Below are 20,658 nucleotides of genomic sequence, written 5' to 3' on the forward strand. Positions count from 1 at the left end.
GTCAGAAAGCTCCTATCACGAGCAGGAGCTGGAGGAACAGCAGCAGGATGACGAGGATGAAGACCGTCAGCACTGCCAGCCGCCACAGGGCCGAGAAACGCGATAGCGAGTAGGCGCCGCGCAGCTGCTTGTACATGTGCAGCGGCGGGATGGTCAGCAAGCAAATCGCAACCAGTTCGGTGGATAGCCCTGCCAGTCCTGCGAGCGTGACCCCCAGGATCAGCGGCGTCATGAAGCTGAGCGAATAGGTCACGAAGATCGCGTGATCGTAGGCCCTGAACCGCCGTTTCCAGAAAAAGAGTAGCCACACGAAGGGTATGGACAGCGGGATCAGCAACCAGCTGAATTTGTAGAAATTGGTCTGCAATTTATAGAGCATCAGCTCGGGGCTGGCGCGCCATTTCTCGACAGTTTTCTCCAGCCACCCGAACTGCGCTGCATCGACCTTAACGGTCGTATCGCCCCCCTCTGATGTCGGGATGCCGGATGCTTGGCCTTCACCGGTGCCGAGCGGCAGTCCGCCTGACGCTTCTTCTGCTGATGCGTCATTCTCATCGAAAATCTGTCTCAGGATCGGCAGTTCGTCCTGCGCTGCCTCGAGCCCGGCGAGCTGGTCATCGAGTTCCTTGAGACGCGCCTCGGCAGCAGTGCGTTCAGCGCCGGAGTATGCACCGGTGTCGATCTCAAGCGCGAGATCGTCGCGGCGTTCCTGCAGGGTGTCGATCTGCTTCGCAGCCTGGGCGACGACTTCGTCCGTGCGGGCCTCGGTGTCGAAATCGGTCGGCGTGCTGATGCCCGCGATCTGGAACACGGCGAACATGAGGAAGATGACGAAAAGGAATAGCGCCATCGGACTCACGAAGCGCGCGCGCTCGCCTTCGATATAGCGGCGGGTGAGTTCGCCCGGCTTGAAGAGCAGCTTGGGAAGGGTCTTCCAGGTGCGGCCCTCGAAATGGAGCGCGCCGTGGAGCAGGTCGTGAATGAACGCGCCGAGCGTACGATGGAGATGCGCCTTCTGGCCGCAGGCATGGCAATGCGATCCGATCAGCTCCGTGCCGCAATTGAGGCAGGCCCCTTCCGCGAAGTGGCCCTTATCGAGCGGAGCGCCCTTGTCGCCGTCCACCGCCCTTGACACCAGCGCACCTTCTACCGCCGTTCCGATGGCATCGCCGAAATCGCTCACGCTTTCCCCCTGTGCTCGTCGGCTCTCCTATAGACTTCCAGGGCGGGCGGGCAAACCGGCGCAATCTCGCTTGCGGTGGATGAAGCGCCTTGCGACAAGAGCAAGATGGACGGCATCTCCGACACTGCAGAAATAGCGGCGTTTTCCGCAATGGCTGCGGTCTTTGCGCTGTTTGCCGTGATCGAGATCGCCGCGCCTGCGCGCAAGGCCCCGAGGGGGCACCGCTGGCTGACCAATCTCGCGCTGTTCGCCATCGACACGCTGGCGGTGCGCCTGCTGATTCCGCTGCTGATGGTGGGGGCCGCTGCCCTGGCGGCCGATCGTGGCTGGGGGCTGTTAAACCTGGTCGGCCTGCCGCATTGGACGGAGATCCTGCTGGCAATCGTGGCGCTGGACCTGACACTCTATGTCCAGCATTGGGCGACGCACCGCGTCCAGCTGCTCTGGCGGCTGCACAAGGTCCACCATTCGGACCCGGCCTTCGACGTGACGACCGCGGCGCGTTTTCATCCGGTCGAGATCGCATTGTCGATGCTATACAAGATGGCGGTCGTGGCCGCGCTGGGACTGCCGGTCTGGGGCGTGTTCCTGTTCGAACTGGTGTTCAACATCGCCACGCTGTTCACCCATGCGAACTTTGCATTGCCGAAATCACTCGAAAAGCCTGTGCGAGCGCTGATCGTCACGCCCGACATGCACCGAATCCACCATTCGGCCATCCAGCGCGAGACCGACAGCAATTACGGCACGCTGCTTTCGGGCTGGGATCGCCTGTTCGGGACATATACGCAAGACGCCGAGGGCAATCTCACAATCGGGCTGGAGGAATACCAGGATACGCGTCCGTACAAGCTCGGCTGGAGCCTGCTTCTCCCGTTCCACAAATGAAAAACCCGCCCGGTGAGGGGCGGGTTTTCATGGTTTCGCCGGAGCGAAAGATCAGCCGTCGTAATCGGCGCCGATCGAGGTCGAGCGCGTCGGGGCCGAGGCAGTGATACGAAGGGCTTCGGCCGACTGGCTGAGCGAGCCGACTTCATCCATCTCGTCATCATCGTCCGGCAGGATCTTCTGCAGGTTGGTGACGGCTGCTTCCTGCAGGTCCTTCGGCTTGACCGTCTGCTCCGCGATTTCGCGCAGTGCGACAACCGGGTTCTTGTCGCGGTCACGATCCAGCGTGATCTCCGCGCCGCCCGAAATCTCGCGCGCCCGCTGGGCTGCCAGCAGGACGAGATCGAAACGGTTGGGAACCTTGTCTACGCAATCTTCGACGGTAACGCGCGCCATTGGGCACTCCGGTATAATGAATTCGAGAATCTCGGAAAGAGCGGCGCAGATAAGGTCCGCAGGCGCAATAGTCAAGGATTTGCGCCATGGGGAAGGACCGCTAAGGGTGGCTGCGCATGGGTGAGGAAACCACACAGGAAATCGCCACCGACTACCGCGATCCCCCGCCTTTCGAGGCCGAGGCGCAGGGCCAGTCGCTGACATTCTATCCCGCGGGCAAGGACCGGCGCGAGGCGATGCTCGAACTCGTGCGGCAGGCCCAGAAAACGCTCGACATCTGCTTCTACATCTTCGCCGAGGATGCGGTCTCTACCGAGCTGCGCGATGCGCTGTGCGAGGCGGCATCGCGCGGGGTCAAGGTGACGCTGATCATCGACCGCTTCGGGGCTTCGGCCACCGACGAATTCCTTGCACCCTTGGTCGACAGCGGCGGGCGGTTCCTGTGCTTCAGCCCGCGCTGGACGATGCGCTATCTCATCCGCAACCACCAGAAGATGGTCATCGCCGACAACGAGAAGGCGATGTTCGGCGGGTTCAATATCGAGGACAGCTATTTCGATCCCCCGGAGAAGAACGGCTGGAACGATATCGGCATCAGGGTCGAAGGCGATGCGGTGCAAGGGCTGACCGACTGGTTTGCCAGATTGCTCGACTGGACCGATGATGACGAAGCGCATTTCAAGGAAATCAAGCAGACGGTACGCGACTGGAACTGGACCTCGAAGGATGGCCAGGCGCGCTGGCTTGTGGGCGGTCCGACGCGCGGGCTTTCCACCTGGGCGCGCTGCGTCACACAGGACCTGAAGGAGGGCGAGAAGCTCGATATCTTCATGGCCTATTTCTCGCCGCCCTACACGCTGCTCAAACGCATCGCGCGGGTGGCGAAGAAGGGCCAGACGCGGCTGCTGATGGCAGCCAAGAGCGACAATGGCGCCACCATCGGGGCGACCCGCTCGCTCTATAACTATCTCCTCAAACGCGGCGCGAAGATCTGGGAATTCTCGCCCTGCAAGCTGCACACAAAGCTGCTGATCCTCGACGATGCGGTCTATATGGGCAGCGCCAATTTCGACATGCGCAGTCTCTACCTGAACCTCGAGATCATGCTACGGATCGAGGACAAGGCGCTGGCCGACAGGATGCGCGATTTCGTCAGCCATCACATCGAGGCGTCAGAACGCATCACGCTGGAGAAACACCGCAAGCGCGCGACCGTGTGGAACCGCATGCGCTGGTGGGCGGGGTGGGTGCTAGTCTCGGTAATCGATTACACGGTGGCGCGGCGCACGAACCTGGGGTTCTAGGCGCTATTCGTAATCCTCATATCCGCCGCGCAATTCGGGTGAGCTGAACTTGGTAAACTCGCTCTGGAACAGCAGCGGGACATTGCCGGTCGAGCCGTGACGCTGCTTGGCTACGATCAGTGTTGCGCGGTTGACCAGTTCGAGATGCCGCGCTTCCCAATCGGCATACTTCATCCGCACCTCTTCGCTGCTGGTCTCGTCGGGCGTGTCGGGCTTCAGCGCATTGTGGTAATATTCGCCGCGATAGATGAACCAGACCATGTCGGCGTCCTGCTCGATCGAGCCCGATTCGCGCAGGTCCGAAAGCTGAGGGCGCTTGTCCTCGCGCTGTTCCACCGCACGGCTGAGCTGCGAGAGTGCGATAACCGGCACGTGCAGTTCCTTGGCGAGCGTTTTCAGTCCGCGGCTGATTTCCGAGATTTCGTTCACGCGATTGTCGTTGGCGCGGCCCGAGCCCTGCAAGAGCTGGAGGTAGTCGACGATGACGAGACCGATATCGTGGCGGCGCTTCAACCGGCGTGCGCGCGTGCGCAGCGAGCCGATGGTGAGGCCAGGCGTATCGTCGATATAGAGCGGGAGCTCGTTCAATTCCTGGCTGGCGAAGGACAGGCGCTGGAATTCTTCCTTCGAGAGGCGTCCCGAACGCAGTTTTTCGGAGGAAATCTCCGCCGTTTCGGCAAGGATACGCGTGGCCAGCTGGTCGGCGCTCATTTCGAGGCTGAAGAATGCGGTCGCCGCGCCCGGGCTTTCGCTGCCTTCGATGCCGATCTTCTTGTCGTCCATCAGCCTGCGCGCGGCGTTGAAGGCGATATTGGTGGCAAGCGAGGTCTTGCCCATGCCCGGACGGCCAGCGAGGATGATGAGGTCCGAATTATGCAGGCCGCTGGTCTTGTCGTTGATCGTTTCAAGACCGGTGGTCTTGCCTGAAAACTTGCCGCCAGAGTTGATCGCCGCCTCGACCATCTTCAGCGCGCCGAGGGCCGCAGTGCGGAAATCCTGTGCCTCGCTGCCCGTGGTGGCACCCTCTGCAACCTTGTAGAGATCGGCCTCGGCCTGGCTGATCTTGTCCATCGGCGCGACCTCCTCGGAGGTGTCCAGTGCGCCTTCGACGAGGTTGCGGCCGACGGTGACGAGTTCGCGCAGCAGGGCGAGGTCGTAGATCTGCTCGGCCAGCTTGCCGGTGGCGAGCAGGCCCTGTCCGTCGGCGGTGAGCTGTGCAAGGTAGGTCACGCCGCCCAGCTGCTTCAGGGCCTCGTCGCTCTCGAAATAGGGCTTCAGCGTCACCGGCGTGGCGACCGAATTGCGGTCGATCATCTTGTGCACGCGCTCGTAGATGCGCTGGTGGACCGGCTCGTAGAAATGATGCGGCTGAAGCGGGGTGTTGAGCTCCTGCACCACCTGGTTGTCGATCAGCACCGCGCCCAGGAACGCCGCTTCCGCCTCGACATTGCTCGGCAGGGTCTGGCCCTGCTTTTCGGCTGCGGGGGTCGAATCATTGGCGGGAAAAAGGAGATCGGTGTCGGCCATGCGCGGCACCATGACGGAAATCGCCACGGGTTTGAACCGGACCAAAATTTGGCGATGAGGGTAACCCTGTGGATGGATTGGCCAAAGATCGACCTTGCTCCGCTTGACTGCAGTTGCGAAAGCACACTTCGGACGATGACCGATTCAACTACCCTTCCCGGCGACCAGCGCATTGCCAAGATCGACCTCGACGAGGAGACGATCATCTGGCGCAATGCCGATATCGAGCAGGAACGGCGGATCGCGATCTTCGACCTGATCGAGGAAAACACCTTCAAGCCGGTGCGCGCTGCGACACGCGGGGCAAGCGGCCCCTATCACCTGCGCCTTGCCGTGCGTGACGGGCGGTTGTTGCTGACGATCAACGACAGGAACGACGAACTGGTCGAGGAACTGCTGCTCGGCCTTGCGCGCTTCCGCCGTCCGATCCGCGAATATTTCGCCATTTGCGACAGCTATTACCAGGCCATCCGCAAGGCGACGCCGGGCGAGATCGAGACGATCGACATGGCCCGCCGCGGCGTCCACAACCGCGCCGCGGAACTCCTGCAAGAACGGCTGGAGGGCAAGGTCGAAACCGATTTCGCCACCGCGCGCCGCCTCTTCACGCTCATCTGCGTCCTGCACATCAAGGGCTGAAGCGTGGCACATCGCAAGAAGAAGGGCCGGATCGGGCTGCTGGTGAAGCTGGCGTTCTTGCTGGCACTGCTGGGCGCTGGCGGCTGGCTCTACCTCCAGCATGAAAACGCCGGCTGGCGACCCGACGAGGAGGCCTATCCCGACCAGGGCGCGCTTGTCGGAGAAAATGACGGCGCTGTCGATTTCAAGGTGCTGAAGGGCCTCGGGGCAAGTTTCGTCTATCTCGAAGCGAGCCGCGGCGCGCGCGGCAAGGACGCCAACTTCAGCCGCAACCTCGAAGCTGCACGCATTGCAGGCCTGCAGGTCGGCGCCGTCCACCTGTTCGACCCCTGCGAGACTGCGGACGGACAGTCCGCCAATTACGTCACCATCGTCCCGCGCGATGCGGACCTCTTGCCGCCCGCCATCCGCCTGACGCGCACGACCGACGAATGTTTCGAGCGCGTCTCCGACGCGGCGGTGCAGAGCGAACTGCTGACCCTCGTCAACCAGATCGAGGCGCATACCGGCGCGCCCGTCGTGCTCGCGCCCAGCGAGGTTTTCGAAGACCGCTACCGTCCCGCCCGCCGTCTCGAACGCGCACTCTGGCTCGATGGCGACCGGAGCGAACCCGAATACGCGGGCAGGCCCTGGACCGTCTGGACCGCGAACTCCGGATACCGGAGCGATGCAGCCGAGACCCCCTTGCGCTGGCTGGCCGTGCGACCCTAGGAGCCCCGGATATGACCGACGAAGACCTCATCGCCGCCGCGCGCGAAGCTGCCGGAAATTCCTATTCACCCTATTCCAACTTCGCTGTCGGCAGCGCCCTGCTGTTTGCCGACGGCAGCGTGGTGACCGGCACCAATATCGAGAACGCCAGCTACGGCCTCGCGCTTTGCGCCGAAACGGTCGCGGTCTCGAAAGCCATGGCCGACGGCGTGCGCGGCGGGCTTGAAGCGGTCGCGGTAACCGGTCCCGGCAACGATCCGATCACACCATGCGGCCGCTGCCGGCAGGTGCTCAACGAGCTGGCGCAACTGGGCGGGACCGATCCGCTGATCCTGTGCGTCGGCCCGAGTGAGGTGCGCCGCGTAAAGCTCAGCGAATTGCTTCCCGACGCGTTCGGCCCGGCAAGCCTCGACTAAACATTCCTTCACCAATCGCGTTTAGGACGTCTCGGCGGCGCATGGTGCGCTCCGGAGATACCGAGACATGAAATTCGTCCACCTCGAATCGCGCGGCGGCAACTACATGGTCGTTGCCAGCAACGTCGCGTACCTGCGCGTTGCCGAGAACGGGCAGACGCAGGTCGGCATGGTCGGCAGCCAGCCGCTGCTGGTCACCGGTACGCCCGAAAGCGTGGCGCAGAAATTGCTGGCTGGCGGTTCCGAAGGCTGACGCTTTCCGGCCGGGTATGAAAAAGGGGCGCATCCAGCCAAGGATGCGCCCCTTTTTGTTTGTCGAGTGGGGCGATCAGACGCCTTGCTCGTCCATCCATTCCACGAGGCTCGCAAGGCAGTCGCGCGCGAGCATCTTGCAGCGTTCGGGCGACCAGCCCTGCTCGGGCTCGGGATCGGCCTTGTTGTCCTTGTAAGGCATTTCCAGCGTCATCGCGGTCGCGCCGAAGCGCTCGGCGACCTGGTTGGTGCTCATCGACAGGTTCGCCTTGCCCGGCGCGGCCTTGGTGTAGCCCTGCTCGGTCTGGAAATCGGGCGTGCGGCGGTCGAGGATGCGCTCGTAGCTGTAATAGCGTTCGCCCTGCTCGTCGGTCCACGAAGGGATGCCCTCGAAACCGGCGAGGAAGCTCACCGGAATGGCTTCGTCGCCGTGGACGTCCATGGCGAAATCGACGCCGGTCTTGTCCATGTGGTTGCGGATCGCGAGGACTTCGGGGCTACGCTCCGCACTGGGATTTTCCCATTCGCGGTTGAGGTTCGCGCCTGCCGCATTGACGCGCAGGTTCCCGCGCTTCGAGCCGTCCGGGTTGCAATTGGGCACGATATGGAGGCGGCAGTTCTGGCGCAGCTTGCGGCCCACGCTGTCGCTGGGGTCGGTGAGCACTTCGAGCGCGCCTTCCATCCACCATTCGGCTTGCGTTTCGCCGGGGTGCTGACGGGCATAGAGCCACACGTTGAAGCTGCCTTCGCCCATGGTGAGCAGGTCGATCGGCTGGCCGTCGAGCGTATTGCCAAGCGCGATATGCTCTACGCCTTCCGAAGCGGCTGCCTCGGCAACGAGATCGTGATGGCGCTCCATCGAATAGGGCGCGAAATAAGCGAAATAGGCGATGTCGCTGGCGGGCGTATAGCGGATCGTCAGCGTGCCGCCTTCCTCGTCCTTGTCATAGGTCGAGGCAGCGCGGCCCCAATAGTCGCGGTCTTCCGAAACGCAGGCATCGTAATCGGGCCAGCCGCCGGGATAGGCACTGTCGGCGAGCTGGGTGATCTTGAGCACCAGTTCGCGGCCCTTCGCGCCTGCAACGCGGAAGTGGAACCACTGCTTGAATTCGCTGTTCGTATCCAGCGGGATGGCCAGGCGCGCAGTCGCGCCGTCGACCGACAGGACTTCGATATTGCCGCTGTCGAAAGCGGAATCGATCCGGATGTCGCTCACGTATAAACCTCTCTAATTCCTCTAGCCCAAGGCGTGGCGGCCCGAATGGGCGTTTGCCGGTCAATGCGCAAGGGCGGATATCGATGGCCGGAACCGGCCTGGTGCGCGCGGCTCTAGGCGATTGCCCTTACCAAATCGTGTGCTAGGGGCAGCGCCATGGACAAAGTCACGAAAGTGCCGGTGCTGGTCACCGGGGGCGCAGGCTATATCGGCTCGCACGCGGTGCTGGCGCTGAAGGACGCGGGCTGGCCGGTCGCGGTGATCGACAACCTTTCGACCGGGTTCGAGTTTGCCGTGCCGGACGATGTGCCGCTTTACGAAGGCGACATCGCCGATGCGGTGCTGCTCGCGCGGATTTTCGCCGAACAGGGCACGAAGGCGATCATGCATTTCGCCGGATCGATCATCGTGCCCGAATCGGTCGAACAGCCGCTCAAATATTACGAGAACAACACGGTGAAGAGCCGCGCGCTGATCGAAGCGGCAGTGAAGGGCGGGGTGGAGCACTTCATCTTCTCCTCCACCGCGGCGACTTACGGCATTCCCGAAAGCTCGCCGATTTCGGAGGATTCGCCCAAGAGCCCGATCAATCCCTATGGCTGGTCGAAGCTGATGACAGAGCAGATGCTCGCCGATGCCAGCGCAGCGCATGGCTTCAACTTCTGCGCATTGCGCTATTTCAACGTCGCCGGTGCCGACCCGCAGGCGCGCAGCGGCCAGTCGACCGCGGGCGCAACGCACCTCATCAAGGTCGCCTGCGAGGCAGCCACCGGCAAGCGCGACAGCGTGGCGGTGTTCGGGACCGACTACGAAACGCCCGACGGCACGGGCGTGCGCGACTATATCCATGTCAGCGACCTTGCGAATGCGCATGTCCTCGCGCTCGAAGCGCTGATCGGCCAACCCGACCGCTCGCTCACCATGAACTGCGGTTATGGCAAGGGTTTCTCGGTGCTCGAAGTGCTCGACGCGGTCGACCGGGTGACCAATGCGAAGATCGAGCGCGTCATGCAGCCGCGCCGCGCGGGCGATCCGGCAGAGCTGGTGTCCGATCCCAGCCGCATCCGCGCCACCGTGCCGTGGCAGCCCAAGCACGACGACCTTGGCGAGATCATCGGCCATGCGCTGCAATGGGAACGCAAACTCAGCGAAATTCGCGGAATTACTTGACCAGAATCACCACCGCCGCTAACGGGCGCGCTTGAAATCGGCGCGTCGGGGCACCATCTCCGGCGCGTATTTATTTGACCAGAGAGATACGATGAAGATCCGCAACAGCCTCAAGTCGCTCAAGAGCCGTCACCGCGATTGCCGCGTGATCCGTCGTCGCGGCCGCACTTACGTTATCAACAAGACTAACCGCCGTTTCAAGGCCCGCCAGGGCTAAGCTTCGGCTGCGCGGAAGCAATTCCGCGACATGTCTTTCAACCGGCCCGGCTCCCGATGGGAGTGCGGGCCGTTGATGTTTGAGGTGACGAGATGAACCACGAACTGGTCGATGCCGTCGTCTTCGACGTCGGGCGTGTGCTCTACCATTGGGAGCTGCGCCACCTGTTCGGGAAGATGGTGGGCGATCCCGCGCGGCTCGAAAAACTGCTGGGCGAAGTCGTGACCGAGGAATGGCATTTCCTCCACGATGCGGGCCGGCCGCTGTCGCAGATGGTGCCCGAACGCATCGCGCTATATCCCGAATTCGCCGAGGAAATCCGCGCCTACGCCACGCGTTTCAACGAGACCATTCCGGGTCCGGTCGAGGGCAGTCACGAGCTGGTCGAGCGGCTGGACGCGCGCGGCGTGCCGCTGTTCGCGATCACCAATTTCGGCGCGGAGTTCTGGGCCGGTTTCCGCCCGCAGCACCGCATCTTCGACCGCTTTCGCGATATCGTGGTTTCCGGGCAGGAGCGCATTGCCAAGCCCGATCCGGCGATCTTCGCGCTATCGGCCAGGCGCTTCGGCCACGATCCTGCGCGCATGCTCTTCATCGACGATAATCCAGCCAATGTTGAATCGGCGCGGGTGAGCGGGTGGCAAGTCCATCACTTCACCCATGCGGCCTCGCTCGAAAGCGATCTTGCCGCACGCGGGTTGATCTGAGGCACAAAAAAGCCCCGGCGGAGATGCGCCGGGGCCAGTGTTTCCACCCGATGGAGAGGGGGTGGGGGAAGGGTGTGCGGTGGTTCAGCCGTTGCACTTGGCCAGCTTGTCAGCCTCGATCGCTTCGCCCTTGACGGTGAAGCTGGCGATATCGCCGGTGTCGCGCTGCAGTTCGCGGCACACGCGCAGCGGGCGCGAGGTGCTCTTCTTGGCGACACAGGTCGTGCCTTCGCAAGTCCACGCAACACCGCCTGCGATGACCGTGCGCTCGGTGGCGGGCTGGGTCAGTTCGGCGCGGTAGAAGGGCGAATTACCTGCGGCAGAAGCGGCGACCGGGGCAGTGAGGGCGCCGAAGCCGACGGCGGTGTAGAGGACAGCTGCAGCGAACACGCCGAGCTTGGTGGAGGGGGAGTTGGAGAGGGTCATTGTCTGTCCGCCTTTTCGAATGTTGCGTTTTCAACAACAGCGCTTGCGGAAACTGCAATATCAGTTTCTGTTTGCAACTGGTTGCGAATCGCTACCTATATAGATAAGTTGCATTCCACAACCCTTTTTTGAAAATATTTGGCTTGAGACGAATTCCAGCTAGATAGGTTGCTGGAAGAGGACTGAATTTATGGGCGATATCCGCGAACCCTTGCGTGAACTGACCGAATGCGGCCTGCCGCAAGCACTTGAGGTCATGGGCGAACGCTGGAGCTTCATGATCCTGCGCGCCAGCTTCAACGGGCTGCATCACTTCGAGGAATTTCTGAGCGAGTTGGGAATTGCGCGCAATATTCTCTCGAATCGCCTCGCAAAACTGGTCGAACACGGCATCCTCAAGCGCGATCCGTGCCCCGACGATCGCCGGAAGATCGAATATCGCCTGACCGAAAAAGGCTTTGACCTGTTGCCCGCCATGGTCGCGCTACGCCAGTGGGGCCAGAAATACGGTGCGGAAGTGATCGAGAACCCCGTGCTGGTCGACGAACGCGATCGCCTGCCGATCGGCCCGACCTCCATCCTGAGCCACGATGGCCGTATTCTTGGACCTGCCGACCTCTATTTGGTCGAGCGCGGCGACTTGGGTGTGCGGGCCGATGGCAGCAAGGCGACTCCGGGCAAAGGACTGGAGACAGGCTCGGTGGTCGACATCGCCTCGGCCAAGTCGCGCAGCGCCGCCTGAGCGACACTCCTGAAAGAACGCCTGACGGGCGCTACATCATCGTGCGCGGTCGCCTCTGGCGGGCCAGCAACCCTTCGCTTTCGAAAGAATCGCGCGAATCACTCGTGCGCGAGCTGATGGACGCGCGCCGCGCCGTCGGGGCGGCATTGCGCGAAAAAGATGCCGCAGCGGAAAAGGATGCGCGCGCCAAGGTACATGACGTCAAGGTCCGCCTGGGTGAGCGCGGTCCGGTGTGGTGGGACGACGGTGCACCCGATTACAACCGGTTTTTGCTCAAGAATACGCCTTACGCCGGCGATGAGCGCGCGCGAAATCCGGCGCGGCCTCCGTCGCCTGAACGTTAACGACCTCTTGCCAAAGTGACGTCAAATCCGGCTCTGGCGGTGTGACGTCATCGTTAAAACCATCGCAACACCTTTATGACATATGTTTCGGTGAATCGGGGCCCTGCGCCCGTTGAGCCGGAATGAAAACGTGATCGAAATCGAAGTCCAGAACGAGACGCACCAGACGCAGTTTCGCATCAAGGCGATGAGCGTGCCGCGCATTGGCGAAGGCATCCGCCTGAAGGAACCCGACGCGACCTGGGCGAGCTACGACGTGCTCGACGTGTGGTACCAGCAAGCCGATTACGGCGAAGTCTGGGTGCCCTATCTCCACGTCAAGACCACCCCTTCGGATGGCCACGCCGCGCCTGCACCCAGCGCCGGAGCGCAGGAAATGCCCAACCAGGCCATGCCGATCGCCGATTTCCTCGCCAAGTTCGAGGGCGACCACGAGCATGAAACGGTGAAGCTCAACCTCGACATGAGCGAGGAAGACTAAGCCGATTTACGGTATCCGGAAGCGATCGAAAAAGGCGATCGTGCGCGCCAGCATATCCGTGCGGTTGAGAGTGATGGAATGCGTGTCGCCGTGGTAGAGGTGCAGCTCCACAGGAATCCCGGCTGTCATCATTTTCCCTGCAATAGTCACGGCATCGCTTGGTGAAACGCGCCAATCGTCCGAGCCATGGAAAATGATCGCGGGCGCTGCGATCTCATCGGCCCACATCGATGCAGAGCGGGCCGTCAGGGCTTCCTCGCGTTTCTCTGCATAGTCCGGGATACGCGCCGGAAAAACCATCGTATCGAATACCGGCCTGCTCTCCACAAGACGATAGGCATTTCCAAGCCCGCTCCGGATCGCGATGGCCTTGAAAGGCGATTTTCCGCGCGCGAGCATGTAGGTTGTCATGCCGCCTCGCGATTCACCGAAGGCGAAAATGTTTCGTGTGTCCACGAAACCGAGATTTTCGGCGAGCGGCAGCAATGCCCGGACATCATCGAGGTCGCGGCCACCGAATTCATCCAAGCCCTCGCTGCCCGGCCCACCCCGATATTGCGAGGCGAGCACGACGTAGCCCGCGCGCAGGAAATCGTGCCAGCCCCAATTGTGCCATGGCCGCATCGGGCCGAAGTCGGCATTGCCGCCCCGATTTGCGATGATCAGCGGCAGGCTGCCCCCTCTCGTGTCGGCAGGCTTCCAGAGGAAGCCGCCGATCTCCAGGCCATCGCTGGCATAGGTGATCTGAAGGCATTCGAACCCTTCGTAAGCTATTTGGCTTTCGACTGTTTCCCGGTCGTCCAGCATCTCCACAAGCAGGTCGTCGGCGACGGCCGGCATCTGTATCCCCTCCGCTGCGGCCAAGGCGACTTCCTCGGCCAAATAGGCTCGCGCGCTGTCGATATAGTGCTCGTACGACTCGACCGGATTGGGCGGACACGGCTTCGACGAAAGCAACGTGCCATCAGGTGCATCGGTTCGAGAGGACGCCGGCGAAGCGGCGATGGCGCACGCCGTGGCCAGGCACATGAACAGGCTACGGATCATTGGTCGTTCTCCTACTCCGCCTTGATCTGCGATACCGACGTCACGACCGCGGCGGCTGCCGTCAATAGCCCGGCGCACGATCGAAGGAAATGCCGAACCAGGCCATGCCCATCGCCGATTTCCTCGCCAAGTTCGAGGGCGACCACGAGCATGAAACGGTCAAGCTAAACCTCGATATGAGCGAGGAGCAGTAGGCAACCGACGTTGCTGCAAGGCTTAGGAGGCCGCTCCCATCGCGGGGGCGGCCTTCTTGCTTTGCGGGGTCTTCCCTGCCTGCCAGCCCAACCATGTCACGGCCGCGCCGATGGCGAGGCCTAGCACCAACCAGATGGCGCTGTCGGTTCGGCCCATTGCCATGAACATCTCTCGCCACCCGTCCGACAGACGAGCGACGGCAAAGATCGCCATTTGGCCGAAAACCAGCAGTGCCACCCACTTCATCGGCTGCTTTCCGGCAAGCGGGGCACCGCGCCAAAGCAGGAGGGCGATGCCGAGCGCGACAGTCTGGGCCAGCACAAGCGCCGCGTAGAAAATGTCGGGCGGCGCCTGCGTGCTGCCAAAGGTGATGAACAGGGGTATCGCGAACAGCCGCGCCAGCATGGGGCCGATCAGTGCGAACAGCGTGCCGATCATCCAACGCGCGTGGACGTGCACGCTGCGCCGCTCTTTGAGGGCCAGGTAGTAGAACATCCCCATACAAGTGACCGAGAGGAAGTCGTAGGCGCCCAATCCTTCGCCATGCGCCTCGTAGATGATGCTGTCGCCGAAGGCGGTGTTGTGCGCCATCGACCAGACGACGAGCAGGGCGCTGGAAAAGAACACCGGGAAAAAGAACAGGCTTGCGCGGCCAAGGAGGCGGTGAAGCGCCAGCTTGTCTCGCCGGTGGGCCGCCCATGCCTGTGCTGCCAAAAGGATCATCCAACCGGTCGCCGTGAAGGCGTGGAAATGCAGCTCCCAGCCCACTTCCGAGATGCGCCCGAAATAGCCGCGCCAAAAGGCGGGAATAGTGAGCAGGGTCGCAAAAGCTACCCACATATAGGCTTTCTTATAAGGCACAGCATCCCTCCCCGGACGGTTGGACCGACGGGAATCTGCGCCGCATGCCGGTGGCTGTCAACTCACGCGCGTGGCGGTTGCCTCCGGTAGCTGAGCGCCTCTGCCACGTGAATGCGCCCCACCTTCTCCGCGCCCGCCAGATCCGCGATCGTCCGCGCTACTCTCAGCATGCGCGTGTAGCTGCGGGCGGAAAGGCGCATGGCGCTGGCGGCCTGCATCAGCAATTCGCGGCCCTTCTCGTCGGGTGAGGCGAACTTTTCGAGTGCGTCGCCCTGCAATTCGGCGTTGGTGCGTGCGCCTGCCTTTTCTGCACGCGCAGTCTGAACCGCGCGGGCTGCAGCAACCCTTGCGGCGACTTCCGCGCTGCCCTCGGCGGGCGGGGGCAGGGCGAGGTCGGCGGCGCTCACGGGATCGACTTCGACGTGCAAATCGATGCGGTCGAGCATGGGGCCCGATACCTTGCTCTGGTAGTCGGCGGCACATTTGGGGGCGCGCGAACATGCCAGCGCGGGATCGCCGAGGTGCCCGCAGCGGCAGGGATTCATCGCCGCAACAAGCTGGACATTAGCGGGGAAGGTCACATGCGCATTGGCACGCGCGACGTCGACCGTGTTGGTCTCGAGCGGCTGGCGCAGCGAATCGAGCACGGCGCGCTGGAACTCTGGCAATTCGTCGAGGAACAGCACGCCGAGATGGGCGAGGCTGACCTCGCCCGGCTTCACCTTTAGCCCGCCGCCGGTGAGCGCGGCCATGCTCGCCGAATGATGCGGCGCGCGGAACGGGCGGGCGCGGGAGATGCGCCCTTCCTCGAGCAGGCCGGCGACCGATTGCACCATGCTCACTTCCAGCGCCTCGGAAGGAGAGAGCGGGGGGAGGATGCCGGGCAGGCAGCTGGCGAGCAGCGACTTGCCCGCGCCCGGAGGACCGATCATCAGCAAGTTGTGCCCGCCCGCAGCCGCGATCTCGAGTGCGCGCTTGGCGGTTTCCTGCCCCTTGACCTGCTTGAGATCGGGCGCGTTAGCCGGCTCCTCGACCTCTCCTTGCACCGGCTGGGGCAGCTGGCTCGTACCCTTGAGGTGATTGAGCAGGCTGGCGATATCGGGCGCGGCGAGAACCGGTACGTCGCTCGCCCATTTCGCCTCCGAGCCTTGTGCGGCAGGACACACCAGCCCCTTTTCCTGCTCGCTCGCATGGATAGCCGCCAGCAGCACGCCGGGCGAAGGCTGCACACGCGCATCGAGCGCCAGCTCGCCGACGACGACCCAGTCGTCCAATTGCTCCGCATCGGTGATCCCCATCGCCGCGAGCACCGCAAGCGCGATCGGAAGATCGTAATGCGAGCCTTCCTTGGGCAGGTCGGCCGGCGAGAGGTTGATCGTGATCCGCTTGGGCGGCAGCGCGAGGCCCATGGAGGAGAGCGCGGCGCGTACGCGCTCCTTGCTTTCGCCCACGGCCTTGTCGGCGAGGCCCACGATGTTGAAATTGGGCAGGCCCGGCGCGAGGCTGCACTGGACCTCCACGCTGCGTGCTTCCAGCCCGAGATAGGCCACCGTCCGGACCAATGCGACCACCTGAATTCCCCCCTGCTTAGAGAAGGCTCTGGCAAGAAGCGTAGCGATTGTCGAGACTTGGCCCATCCATATCGGTGCAAGGCGCCTTCAGGCTTGACCTTCGGGCCCGATTTCCTTAAGCGCGCCCTCACGAGAGCGGTCGCCCCATGCGGCGGCCCTTTTTCTGTCGGAGCGATTCGCCCGGCGTATTGTGATTTAACGAAGGATCATCCGATGAAGCGGACTTTCCAGCCCTCGAACCTCGTGCGCGCCCGTCGCCACGGTTTCTTCGCCCGCAAGGCCACCCCGGGCGGCCGCAAGGTTCTCCGTGCACGTCGCAACCGCGGCCGCAAGAACCTCTGCGCGTAATCGACTGACCGGCTGCGCTTCGGCGCGCCTGTCATCGCGATAACAAAAGCGGGCTCCCATCGGGGGCCCGTTTTGCGTATCTGCATTCCATGCACCCGAGCCTGTCCGTGATCCGCAAGCGCAGCGATTTTCTCGCCGCCAATCGCGGTGTGCGAAACGCCAAGCCCGGTTTCGTGCTGCTAACCCGTCCCAACGAGGGGAAGGGCAAGCGGTATGGCATCACCGTGACCAAGAAGATCGGCAATGCCGTGGTGCGCAATCGGATGAAACGGCGTTTCCGCGAACTCCTTTGGGCCGCGCTCCCCGAAGCGGGACTGCCCGACCACGACCATATCCTCATCGGGCGCGAAGGCGGGGTGGAACGCGATTTTGCCGCGCTGACCGAAGAACTCGCCGCTGCTCTCTCACGCGCAGCCAGCGGCGAGGGCGACCGCGCCCGCCGCGCGCATCGCAACCGGTCGCGCCGCGCATGAAGTACCCGCTCATCTGGATCGCCCGCCTGTGGCAGCTCGGTCCGAGCCGGATTTTGCCGCCTACCTGCCGCTTTACCCCCTCCTGCAGCCAGTACGCGATCGAGGCATTGCAGAAACATGGCGCAATCAAGGGTGGATGGCTCGCCCTCAAGCGGCTATTGCGCTGCCAACCCTGGGGGGGCTGCGGCCACGATCCGGTTCCTTGAGGGACCACTGTCTTGACGTAGCAACACACCCTTCCCACCTGACGAATACAATTACCACCGGGATCGACCTTGGAAAATTCACGCAATTTCGTGCTCGTGCTCACTCTCTCGCTGGCCGTCCTGATCGGCTGGCAGTGGGCGATGGACTATTTCTATCCGCAGCCCGAGGAAGTGTCCGTCACGGCCGAGAAGGTCGACACGCCCGCCGAACAGGCCGAGGTCGCCCATGCGCGCACCGGCGGTCTTCAGGACCCGACGGCAATCGCGCAGGAGGCCGCCGATCTCGAAACCGCGCTTGCCACGCCCGAGCGCGTGGCGATCGATTCTCCGCGTATAGCCGGTTCGATCAATCTGCAGGGCGCGTTCCTCGACGATGTCGTGCTCAAGGATTACGCCGCGACCACTGATGCCGACGATGACGACCCCGTCCGGATATTCTCGCCGCGCGGCACTCCGGCGCAGCAGTTTTCGCAGTTCGGTTTCCTGGTGAACGGCCAGAAAGTGTCCGACGAATCGCTCTGGTCCACCGAGGGCGGCACGCTGACACCAGATAATCCCGTCACGCTGACGCATGATGCCGGCAACGGGATCGAACTGCAGCTCACTTACAGCATCGACGACGAATACATGCTCACCATCGAGCAGGCCGTCGCGAACCGCAGCGCTGTACCCGCCGTCGTGCAGCCTTATGGCCTCGTCGGACGTACCAGCGACACCGCCAGCGCCGATTTCTTCATCGCGCATTCGGGCCCAATGGGCGTCTTCGGCGACAGCGCGAATTACGATTACGATTACGACGATATCGACGAGGCGAAGAAGGTTTCGCCCGAGGGCGCACCGAGCTGGTTCGGCTTCACCGATATCTACTGGCTGGCAGCCATGGTCCCGCAGGATGGGGCGACGCCCGATGCGACCTTCCGCTCGCTCGGCAGCAACATCTACCGCGCCGACATGATCTACGACCCGGTGACTGTGCCGGCCGGTCGCAAATACACGACGACCTCGCGCCTCTATGCCGGCGCGAAGGAATCGACCGTGCTCGATGCCTATGAGGATGCAGGGCTTGCGAAATTCGGCCTGGCGATCGACTGGGGCTGGTTCCGCTGGTTCGAGAAACCCTTCCTCTGGCTTCTCAAGAACATCTTCGAAATCGTCGGCAATTTCGGTGTGGCGATCATCATCCTGACGATCATCGTGCGCGGTTTGATGTTCCCCATCGCGCAGAAGCAGTTCGCATCGATGGCTGCGATGAAGGCGATCCAGCCCAAGATGAAGGCGCTGCAGGAACGCTACAAGGACGACCGGGTCAAGCAGCAGCAGGAAATGCAGAAGCTGTTCAAGGACGAGAAGGTCAACCCGCTCGCCGGCTGCCTTCCGCTGATCCTCCAGATCCCGATCTTCTTCGCGCTCTACAAGGTGCTCTACCTCGCGATCGAGATGCGCCACCAGGATTTCCTCTACATCAAGGATCTCTCCGCACCCGATCCGGCGACCATCCTCAACCTGTTCGGCCTGCTGCCCTTCGACCCGCCCGGCTTCCTTGCTATCGGCGTGCTTGCGGTGCTGCTCGGCCTGACGATGTGGCTGACTTTCAAGCTCAACCCCAGCACGATGGACCCGGTCCAGCAGCAGGTATTCAACATCATGCCCTGGGTGCTGATGTTCGTAATGGCGCCCTTTGCGGCCGGCCTTCTGCTCTACTGGGTAACCTCTAACATCCTCACGCTGGCGCAGCAGAAGTATCTCTATTCCAAGCACCCTGCCCTGAGGGCGGCGGCCGAGAAGGAGAAGGCCGAGAAGGCTGCCAAGGCCGCCAAGGTCGAGCTCCCGGGACGCGAGTGATGACCGACGAAGAAGCCGCCGAACTGGCCCAGCTGGAGCGGCGCGCAAACAAGCTGTTCTCGGGCCGGGTGGAGTTTCTCCTCTCGGCCCCGCAGCTCAAGTTCCTGCCCGATCCGACCGTGCCCGAGATCGCCTTTGCGGGTCGCTCGAACGTGGGCAAGAGCTCGCTCCTCAACGCGATCACCGGTCGCAAGGCCATCGCGCGCGCCTCGGTGACGCCGGGCCGCACGCAGGAACTCAACTTCTTCGAGGTGGGCGAGCCCACCCAGTTCCGTCTCGTCGACATGCCCGGTTACGGCTTTGCCAAGGCCCCGGTTAAGGTCGTCGAGAAGTGGAAGAACCTGGTGCGCACCTATCTGCGCGGACGGCAGGTGCTGGTGCGCAATCTCGTGCTGGTCGACAGCCGCCACGGGCTGAAGGATGTCGATCGCGACATGATGAAGATGCTCGATGAGGCAGCCGTGGGCTACCGCGTGGTGCTGACCAAGGCCGACAAGATCAAGGCGAGCGAGTTGGCTGCGACGGTTGAGAAGGTCGAGGCCGAGGCGAAGAAACACGTCGCTGCCTACCCGCAGATCCATGTCACCAGCGCCGAGAAGGGCATGGGGATCGGCGAGCTAAGGGCCGCGCTGCTGAAAGATGCCGGAGTTTAGGCGCGTCGTGCCCGAAAAGATCGGAAAACATCGTTGAATCGCCGGATTGGCATTCTTTTGGTTCTTCTCCTGGCGCTGCTCGCAGCCAATCTTTTCCTGCTCGCAACCCCGACAAATCACTCTCGATTATCGGTAGGTGGATCCGAATTCACAGTTCACGCTCCAGAGCGCCGAGGCGCCATCACGCGCTGGGGGGCAAACAGTTTCAGCTTCGAGATCCAAGACGGAGATCGGTGGGCTTCCGCGCCCGAAAGTAAGGGAGAGCGCGCCGAACTCAGCTCGCAAACATACGCACAACCGGGCCAGAGTATCGAGCTTGCCTACGATTTGAAGATCGTCGAGGCGGGAAGCATGGATGGCCCGGCGAGGCTCATCCTCTCCCAGTTACACGGTCCTGACCGTCCGACGCTTCCCGAAGGAGACGACTTCATTTACCCGCCGTTTGTCGTCAACCTGGAAGGGGACAAGCTGCTTTTTACGATCCGCTCCGGCACGATCGAGGCTGGGCGCGGGCCGGACCTCGTCGTCGCCGAAATACCGGCAAATCGGGGCGAATGGCAGCGTCTTCGCTATTGCGTAACGCTGGGCACCGATGCTGGCGCGGTAATCTACCAGAACGGCGAACGGGCAGGGCAATATCTGGGACCTGTCGGCTACGATGCCGGCGACCAGAACCATTACTGGAAGCTGGGTACTTACCGTTTCGACGAGACCGGGGTCACCAGGGCCGACTTCCGGAATATTTCCGTGAGGCTCAAGAATTCATGCGATCTCCAAGTGCCTGTGGCAGGGCAATCCTAAGTCGCGAACTGCATCAAGCGCAGCGCTGCTGAAAGAAGCTGG

General features: G+C 62.7%; 26 protein-coding genes. 18 read left to right on the forward strand and 8 right to left on the reverse strand.

Annotated features, from left to right (window positions below):
* Position 1 precedes the first annotated feature (1 nt).
* Positions 2–1,183: a DUF3667 domain-containing protein gene (locus tag K3178_RS01615; RefSeq protein ID WP_221569644.1), complete on the reverse strand. Its 1,182-nt coding sequence runs from the start codon at positions 1,181–1,183 to the stop codon at positions 2–4.
* A gap of 105 nt (positions 1,184–1,288) precedes the next feature.
* Here K3178_RS01615 and K3178_RS01620 point away from each other — a divergent pair, with 105 nt between their 5' ends.
* Positions 1,289–2,071: a sterol desaturase family protein gene (locus K3178_RS01620; protein WP_221569645.1), complete on the forward strand. Its 783-nt coding sequence runs from the start codon at positions 1,289–1,291 to the stop codon at positions 2,069–2,071.
* 51 nt (positions 2,072–2,122) lie between these two features.
* On the opposite strand, the gene rpoZ is transcribed toward K3178_RS01620, so the two are convergent.
* A complete protein-coding gene (rpoZ, locus tag K3178_RS01625; RefSeq protein WP_221569646.1) occupies positions 2,123–2,467 on the reverse strand; it encodes a DNA-directed RNA polymerase subunit omega in 345 nt (114 codons plus the stop codon).
* Positions 2,468–2,583: 116 nt separating this feature from the next.
* Between rpoZ and K3178_RS01630 the strand changes: the two genes are divergently transcribed.
* Positions 2,584–3,771, forward strand: coding sequence for a phospholipase D-like domain-containing protein (locus K3178_RS01630; RefSeq protein WP_221569647.1), 1,188 nt, complete (start codon positions 2,584–2,586; stop codon positions 3,769–3,771).
* Between the two features lie 3 nt (positions 3,772–3,774).
* Here K3178_RS01630 and K3178_RS01635 read toward each other — a convergent pair whose 3' ends face one another.
* Positions 3,775–5,298 carry a replicative DNA helicase gene (locus K3178_RS01635; protein WP_221569648.1) on the reverse strand — a complete coding sequence of 508 codons (1,524 nt, stop codon included), beginning with the start codon at positions 5,296–5,298 and terminating at the stop codon, positions 3,775–3,777.
* A 135-nt stretch (positions 5,299–5,433) separates the two neighbouring features.
* Here K3178_RS01635 and K3178_RS01640 point away from each other — a divergent pair, with 135 nt between their 5' ends.
* The 4 genes from K3178_RS01640 (at position 5,434) to K3178_RS01655 (ending at position 7,317) form a co-directional block, all read left to right on the forward strand.
* On the forward strand, positions 5,434–5,937 hold the full coding sequence (locus tag K3178_RS01640) for a UPF0262 family protein (protein ID WP_221569649.1): 504 nt from the start codon (positions 5,434–5,436) through the stop codon (positions 5,935–5,937).
* Positions 5,938–5,940: 3 nt separating this feature from the next.
* The gene (locus K3178_RS01645) at positions 5,941–6,648 is read left to right on the forward strand and encodes a glycoside hydrolase family 25 protein (protein WP_221569650.1); all 708 of its coding nucleotides are present in this window, start codon (positions 5,941–5,943) and stop codon (positions 6,646–6,648) included.
* 11 nt (positions 6,649–6,659) lie between these two features.
* Positions 6,660–7,064, forward strand: coding sequence for a cytidine deaminase (locus K3178_RS01650; protein ID WP_221569651.1), 405 nt, complete (start codon positions 6,660–6,662; stop codon positions 7,062–7,064).
* Positions 7,065–7,131: 67 nt separating this feature from the next.
* On the forward strand, positions 7,132–7,317 hold the full coding sequence (locus tag K3178_RS01655) for a hypothetical protein (RefSeq protein ID WP_221569652.1): 186 nt from the start codon (positions 7,132–7,134) through the stop codon (positions 7,315–7,317).
* A 75-nt stretch (positions 7,318–7,392) separates the two neighbouring features.
* On the opposite strand, the gene K3178_RS01660 is transcribed toward K3178_RS01655, so the two are convergent.
* The gene (locus tag K3178_RS01660; protein ID WP_221569653.1) at positions 7,393–8,532 is read right to left on the reverse strand and encodes a M14 family metallopeptidase; all 1,140 of its coding nucleotides are present in this window, start codon (positions 8,530–8,532) and stop codon (positions 7,393–7,395) included.
* A 156-nt stretch (positions 8,533–8,688) separates the two neighbouring features.
* On the opposite strand from K3178_RS01660, the gene galE reads away from it, so the two are divergent.
* The 3 genes from galE (at position 8,689) to K3178_RS01675 (ending at position 10,626) form a co-directional block, all read left to right on the forward strand.
* Positions 8,689–9,702 carry a UDP-glucose 4-epimerase GalE gene (gene galE / locus K3178_RS01665; RefSeq protein WP_221569654.1) on the forward strand — a complete coding sequence of 338 codons (1,014 nt, stop codon included), beginning with the start codon at positions 8,689–8,691 and terminating at the stop codon, positions 9,700–9,702.
* Between the two features lie 91 nt (positions 9,703–9,793).
* On the forward strand, positions 9,794–9,919 hold the full coding sequence (gene ykgO / locus K3178_RS01670; protein WP_006833921.1) for a type B 50S ribosomal protein L36: 126 nt from the start codon (positions 9,794–9,796) through the stop codon (positions 9,917–9,919).
* Between the two features lie 92 nt (positions 9,920–10,011).
* Positions 10,012–10,626, forward strand: a complete 615-nt coding sequence (locus tag K3178_RS01675; RefSeq protein WP_221569655.1) for an HAD family hydrolase — start codon at positions 10,012–10,014, stop codon at positions 10,624–10,626.
* 84 nt (positions 10,627–10,710) lie between these two features.
* Here K3178_RS01675 and K3178_RS01680 read toward each other — a convergent pair whose 3' ends face one another.
* Positions 10,711–11,052 carry a DUF8200 family protein gene (locus K3178_RS01680; RefSeq protein ID WP_221569656.1) on the reverse strand — a complete coding sequence of 114 codons (342 nt, stop codon included), beginning with the start codon at positions 11,050–11,052 and terminating at the stop codon, positions 10,711–10,713.
* A 190-nt stretch (positions 11,053–11,242) separates the two neighbouring features.
* On the opposite strand from K3178_RS01680, the gene K3178_RS01685 reads away from it, so the two are divergent.
* From K3178_RS01685 to K3178_RS14105, 3 genes are all read left to right on the forward strand, one after another.
* Positions 11,243–11,794 (forward strand): winged helix-turn-helix transcriptional regulator, encoded by a 552-nt coding sequence (locus tag K3178_RS01685; RefSeq protein ID WP_221569657.1) that lies wholly within the window; start codon positions 11,243–11,245, stop codon positions 11,792–11,794.
* 104 nt (positions 11,795–11,898) lie between these two features.
* Positions 11,899–12,138: a hypothetical protein gene (locus K3178_RS01690; RefSeq protein ID WP_345719834.1), complete on the forward strand. Its 240-nt coding sequence runs from the start codon at positions 11,899–11,901 to the stop codon at positions 12,136–12,138.
* A 130-nt stretch (positions 12,139–12,268) separates the two neighbouring features.
* Positions 12,269–12,619 (forward strand): hypothetical protein, encoded by a 351-nt coding sequence (locus tag K3178_RS14105; RefSeq protein WP_345719835.1) that lies wholly within the window; start codon positions 12,269–12,271, stop codon positions 12,617–12,619.
* Between the two features lie 6 nt (positions 12,620–12,625).
* On the opposite strand, the gene K3178_RS01700 is transcribed toward K3178_RS14105, so the two are convergent.
* From K3178_RS01700 to K3178_RS01710, 3 genes are all read right to left on the reverse strand, one after another.
* Complete coding sequence (locus tag K3178_RS01700; RefSeq protein ID WP_221569658.1) at positions 12,626–13,666, reverse strand: alpha/beta hydrolase family protein; 1,041 nt, start codon at positions 13,664–13,666, stop codon at positions 12,626–12,628.
* Between the two features lie 216 nt (positions 13,667–13,882).
* The gene (locus tag K3178_RS01705; protein WP_221569659.1) at positions 13,883–14,722 is read right to left on the reverse strand and encodes a hypothetical protein; all 840 of its coding nucleotides are present in this window, start codon (positions 14,720–14,722) and stop codon (positions 13,883–13,885) included.
* 62 nt (positions 14,723–14,784) lie between these two features.
* Positions 14,785–16,293 (reverse strand): YifB family Mg chelatase-like AAA ATPase, encoded by a 1,509-nt coding sequence (locus K3178_RS01710; RefSeq protein WP_221569660.1) that lies wholly within the window; start codon positions 16,291–16,293, stop codon positions 14,785–14,787.
* Between the two features lie 213 nt (positions 16,294–16,506).
* Here K3178_RS01710 and rpmH point away from each other — a divergent pair, with 213 nt between their 5' ends.
* From rpmH to K3178_RS01740, 6 genes are all read left to right on the forward strand, one after another.
* Positions 16,507–16,641: a 50S ribosomal protein L34 gene (gene rpmH / locus K3178_RS01715; RefSeq protein WP_090478272.1), complete on the forward strand. Its 135-nt coding sequence runs from the start codon at positions 16,507–16,509 to the stop codon at positions 16,639–16,641.
* A gap of 89 nt (positions 16,642–16,730) precedes the next feature.
* On the forward strand, positions 16,731–17,114 hold the full coding sequence (gene rnpA / locus K3178_RS01720) for a ribonuclease P protein component (RefSeq protein WP_221569661.1): 384 nt from the start codon (positions 16,731–16,733) through the stop codon (positions 17,112–17,114).
* Positions 17,111–17,320: a membrane protein insertion efficiency factor YidD gene (gene yidD / locus K3178_RS01725; protein WP_221569662.1), complete on the forward strand. Its 210-nt coding sequence runs from the start codon at positions 17,111–17,113 to the stop codon at positions 17,318–17,320. The genes rnpA and yidD overlap by 4 nt, the downstream gene beginning before the upstream one ends.
* Before the next feature lie 69 nt (positions 17,321–17,389).
* Positions 17,390–19,162 (forward strand): membrane protein insertase YidC, encoded by a 1,773-nt coding sequence (yidC, locus tag K3178_RS01730; protein ID WP_221569663.1) that lies wholly within the window; start codon positions 17,390–17,392, stop codon positions 19,160–19,162.
* On the forward strand, positions 19,162–19,815 hold the full coding sequence (yihA, locus tag K3178_RS01735; RefSeq protein WP_221569664.1) for a ribosome biogenesis GTP-binding protein YihA/YsxC: 654 nt from the start codon (positions 19,162–19,164) through the stop codon (positions 19,813–19,815). Before yidC ends, yihA begins: the two co-directional genes overlap by 1 nt.
* Before the next feature lie 33 nt (positions 19,816–19,848).
* Positions 19,849–20,616, forward strand: a complete 768-nt coding sequence (locus K3178_RS01740) for a heparin lyase I family protein (RefSeq protein ID WP_221569665.1) — start codon at positions 19,849–19,851, stop codon at positions 20,614–20,616.
* Positions 20,617–20,658 lie beyond the last annotated feature (42 nt).

The sequence above is a fragment of the Qipengyuania sphaerica genome, assembly GCF_019711595.1.
Taxonomy (GTDB): domain Bacteria; phylum Pseudomonadota; class Alphaproteobacteria; order Sphingomonadales; family Sphingomonadaceae; genus Qipengyuania; species Qipengyuania sphaerica.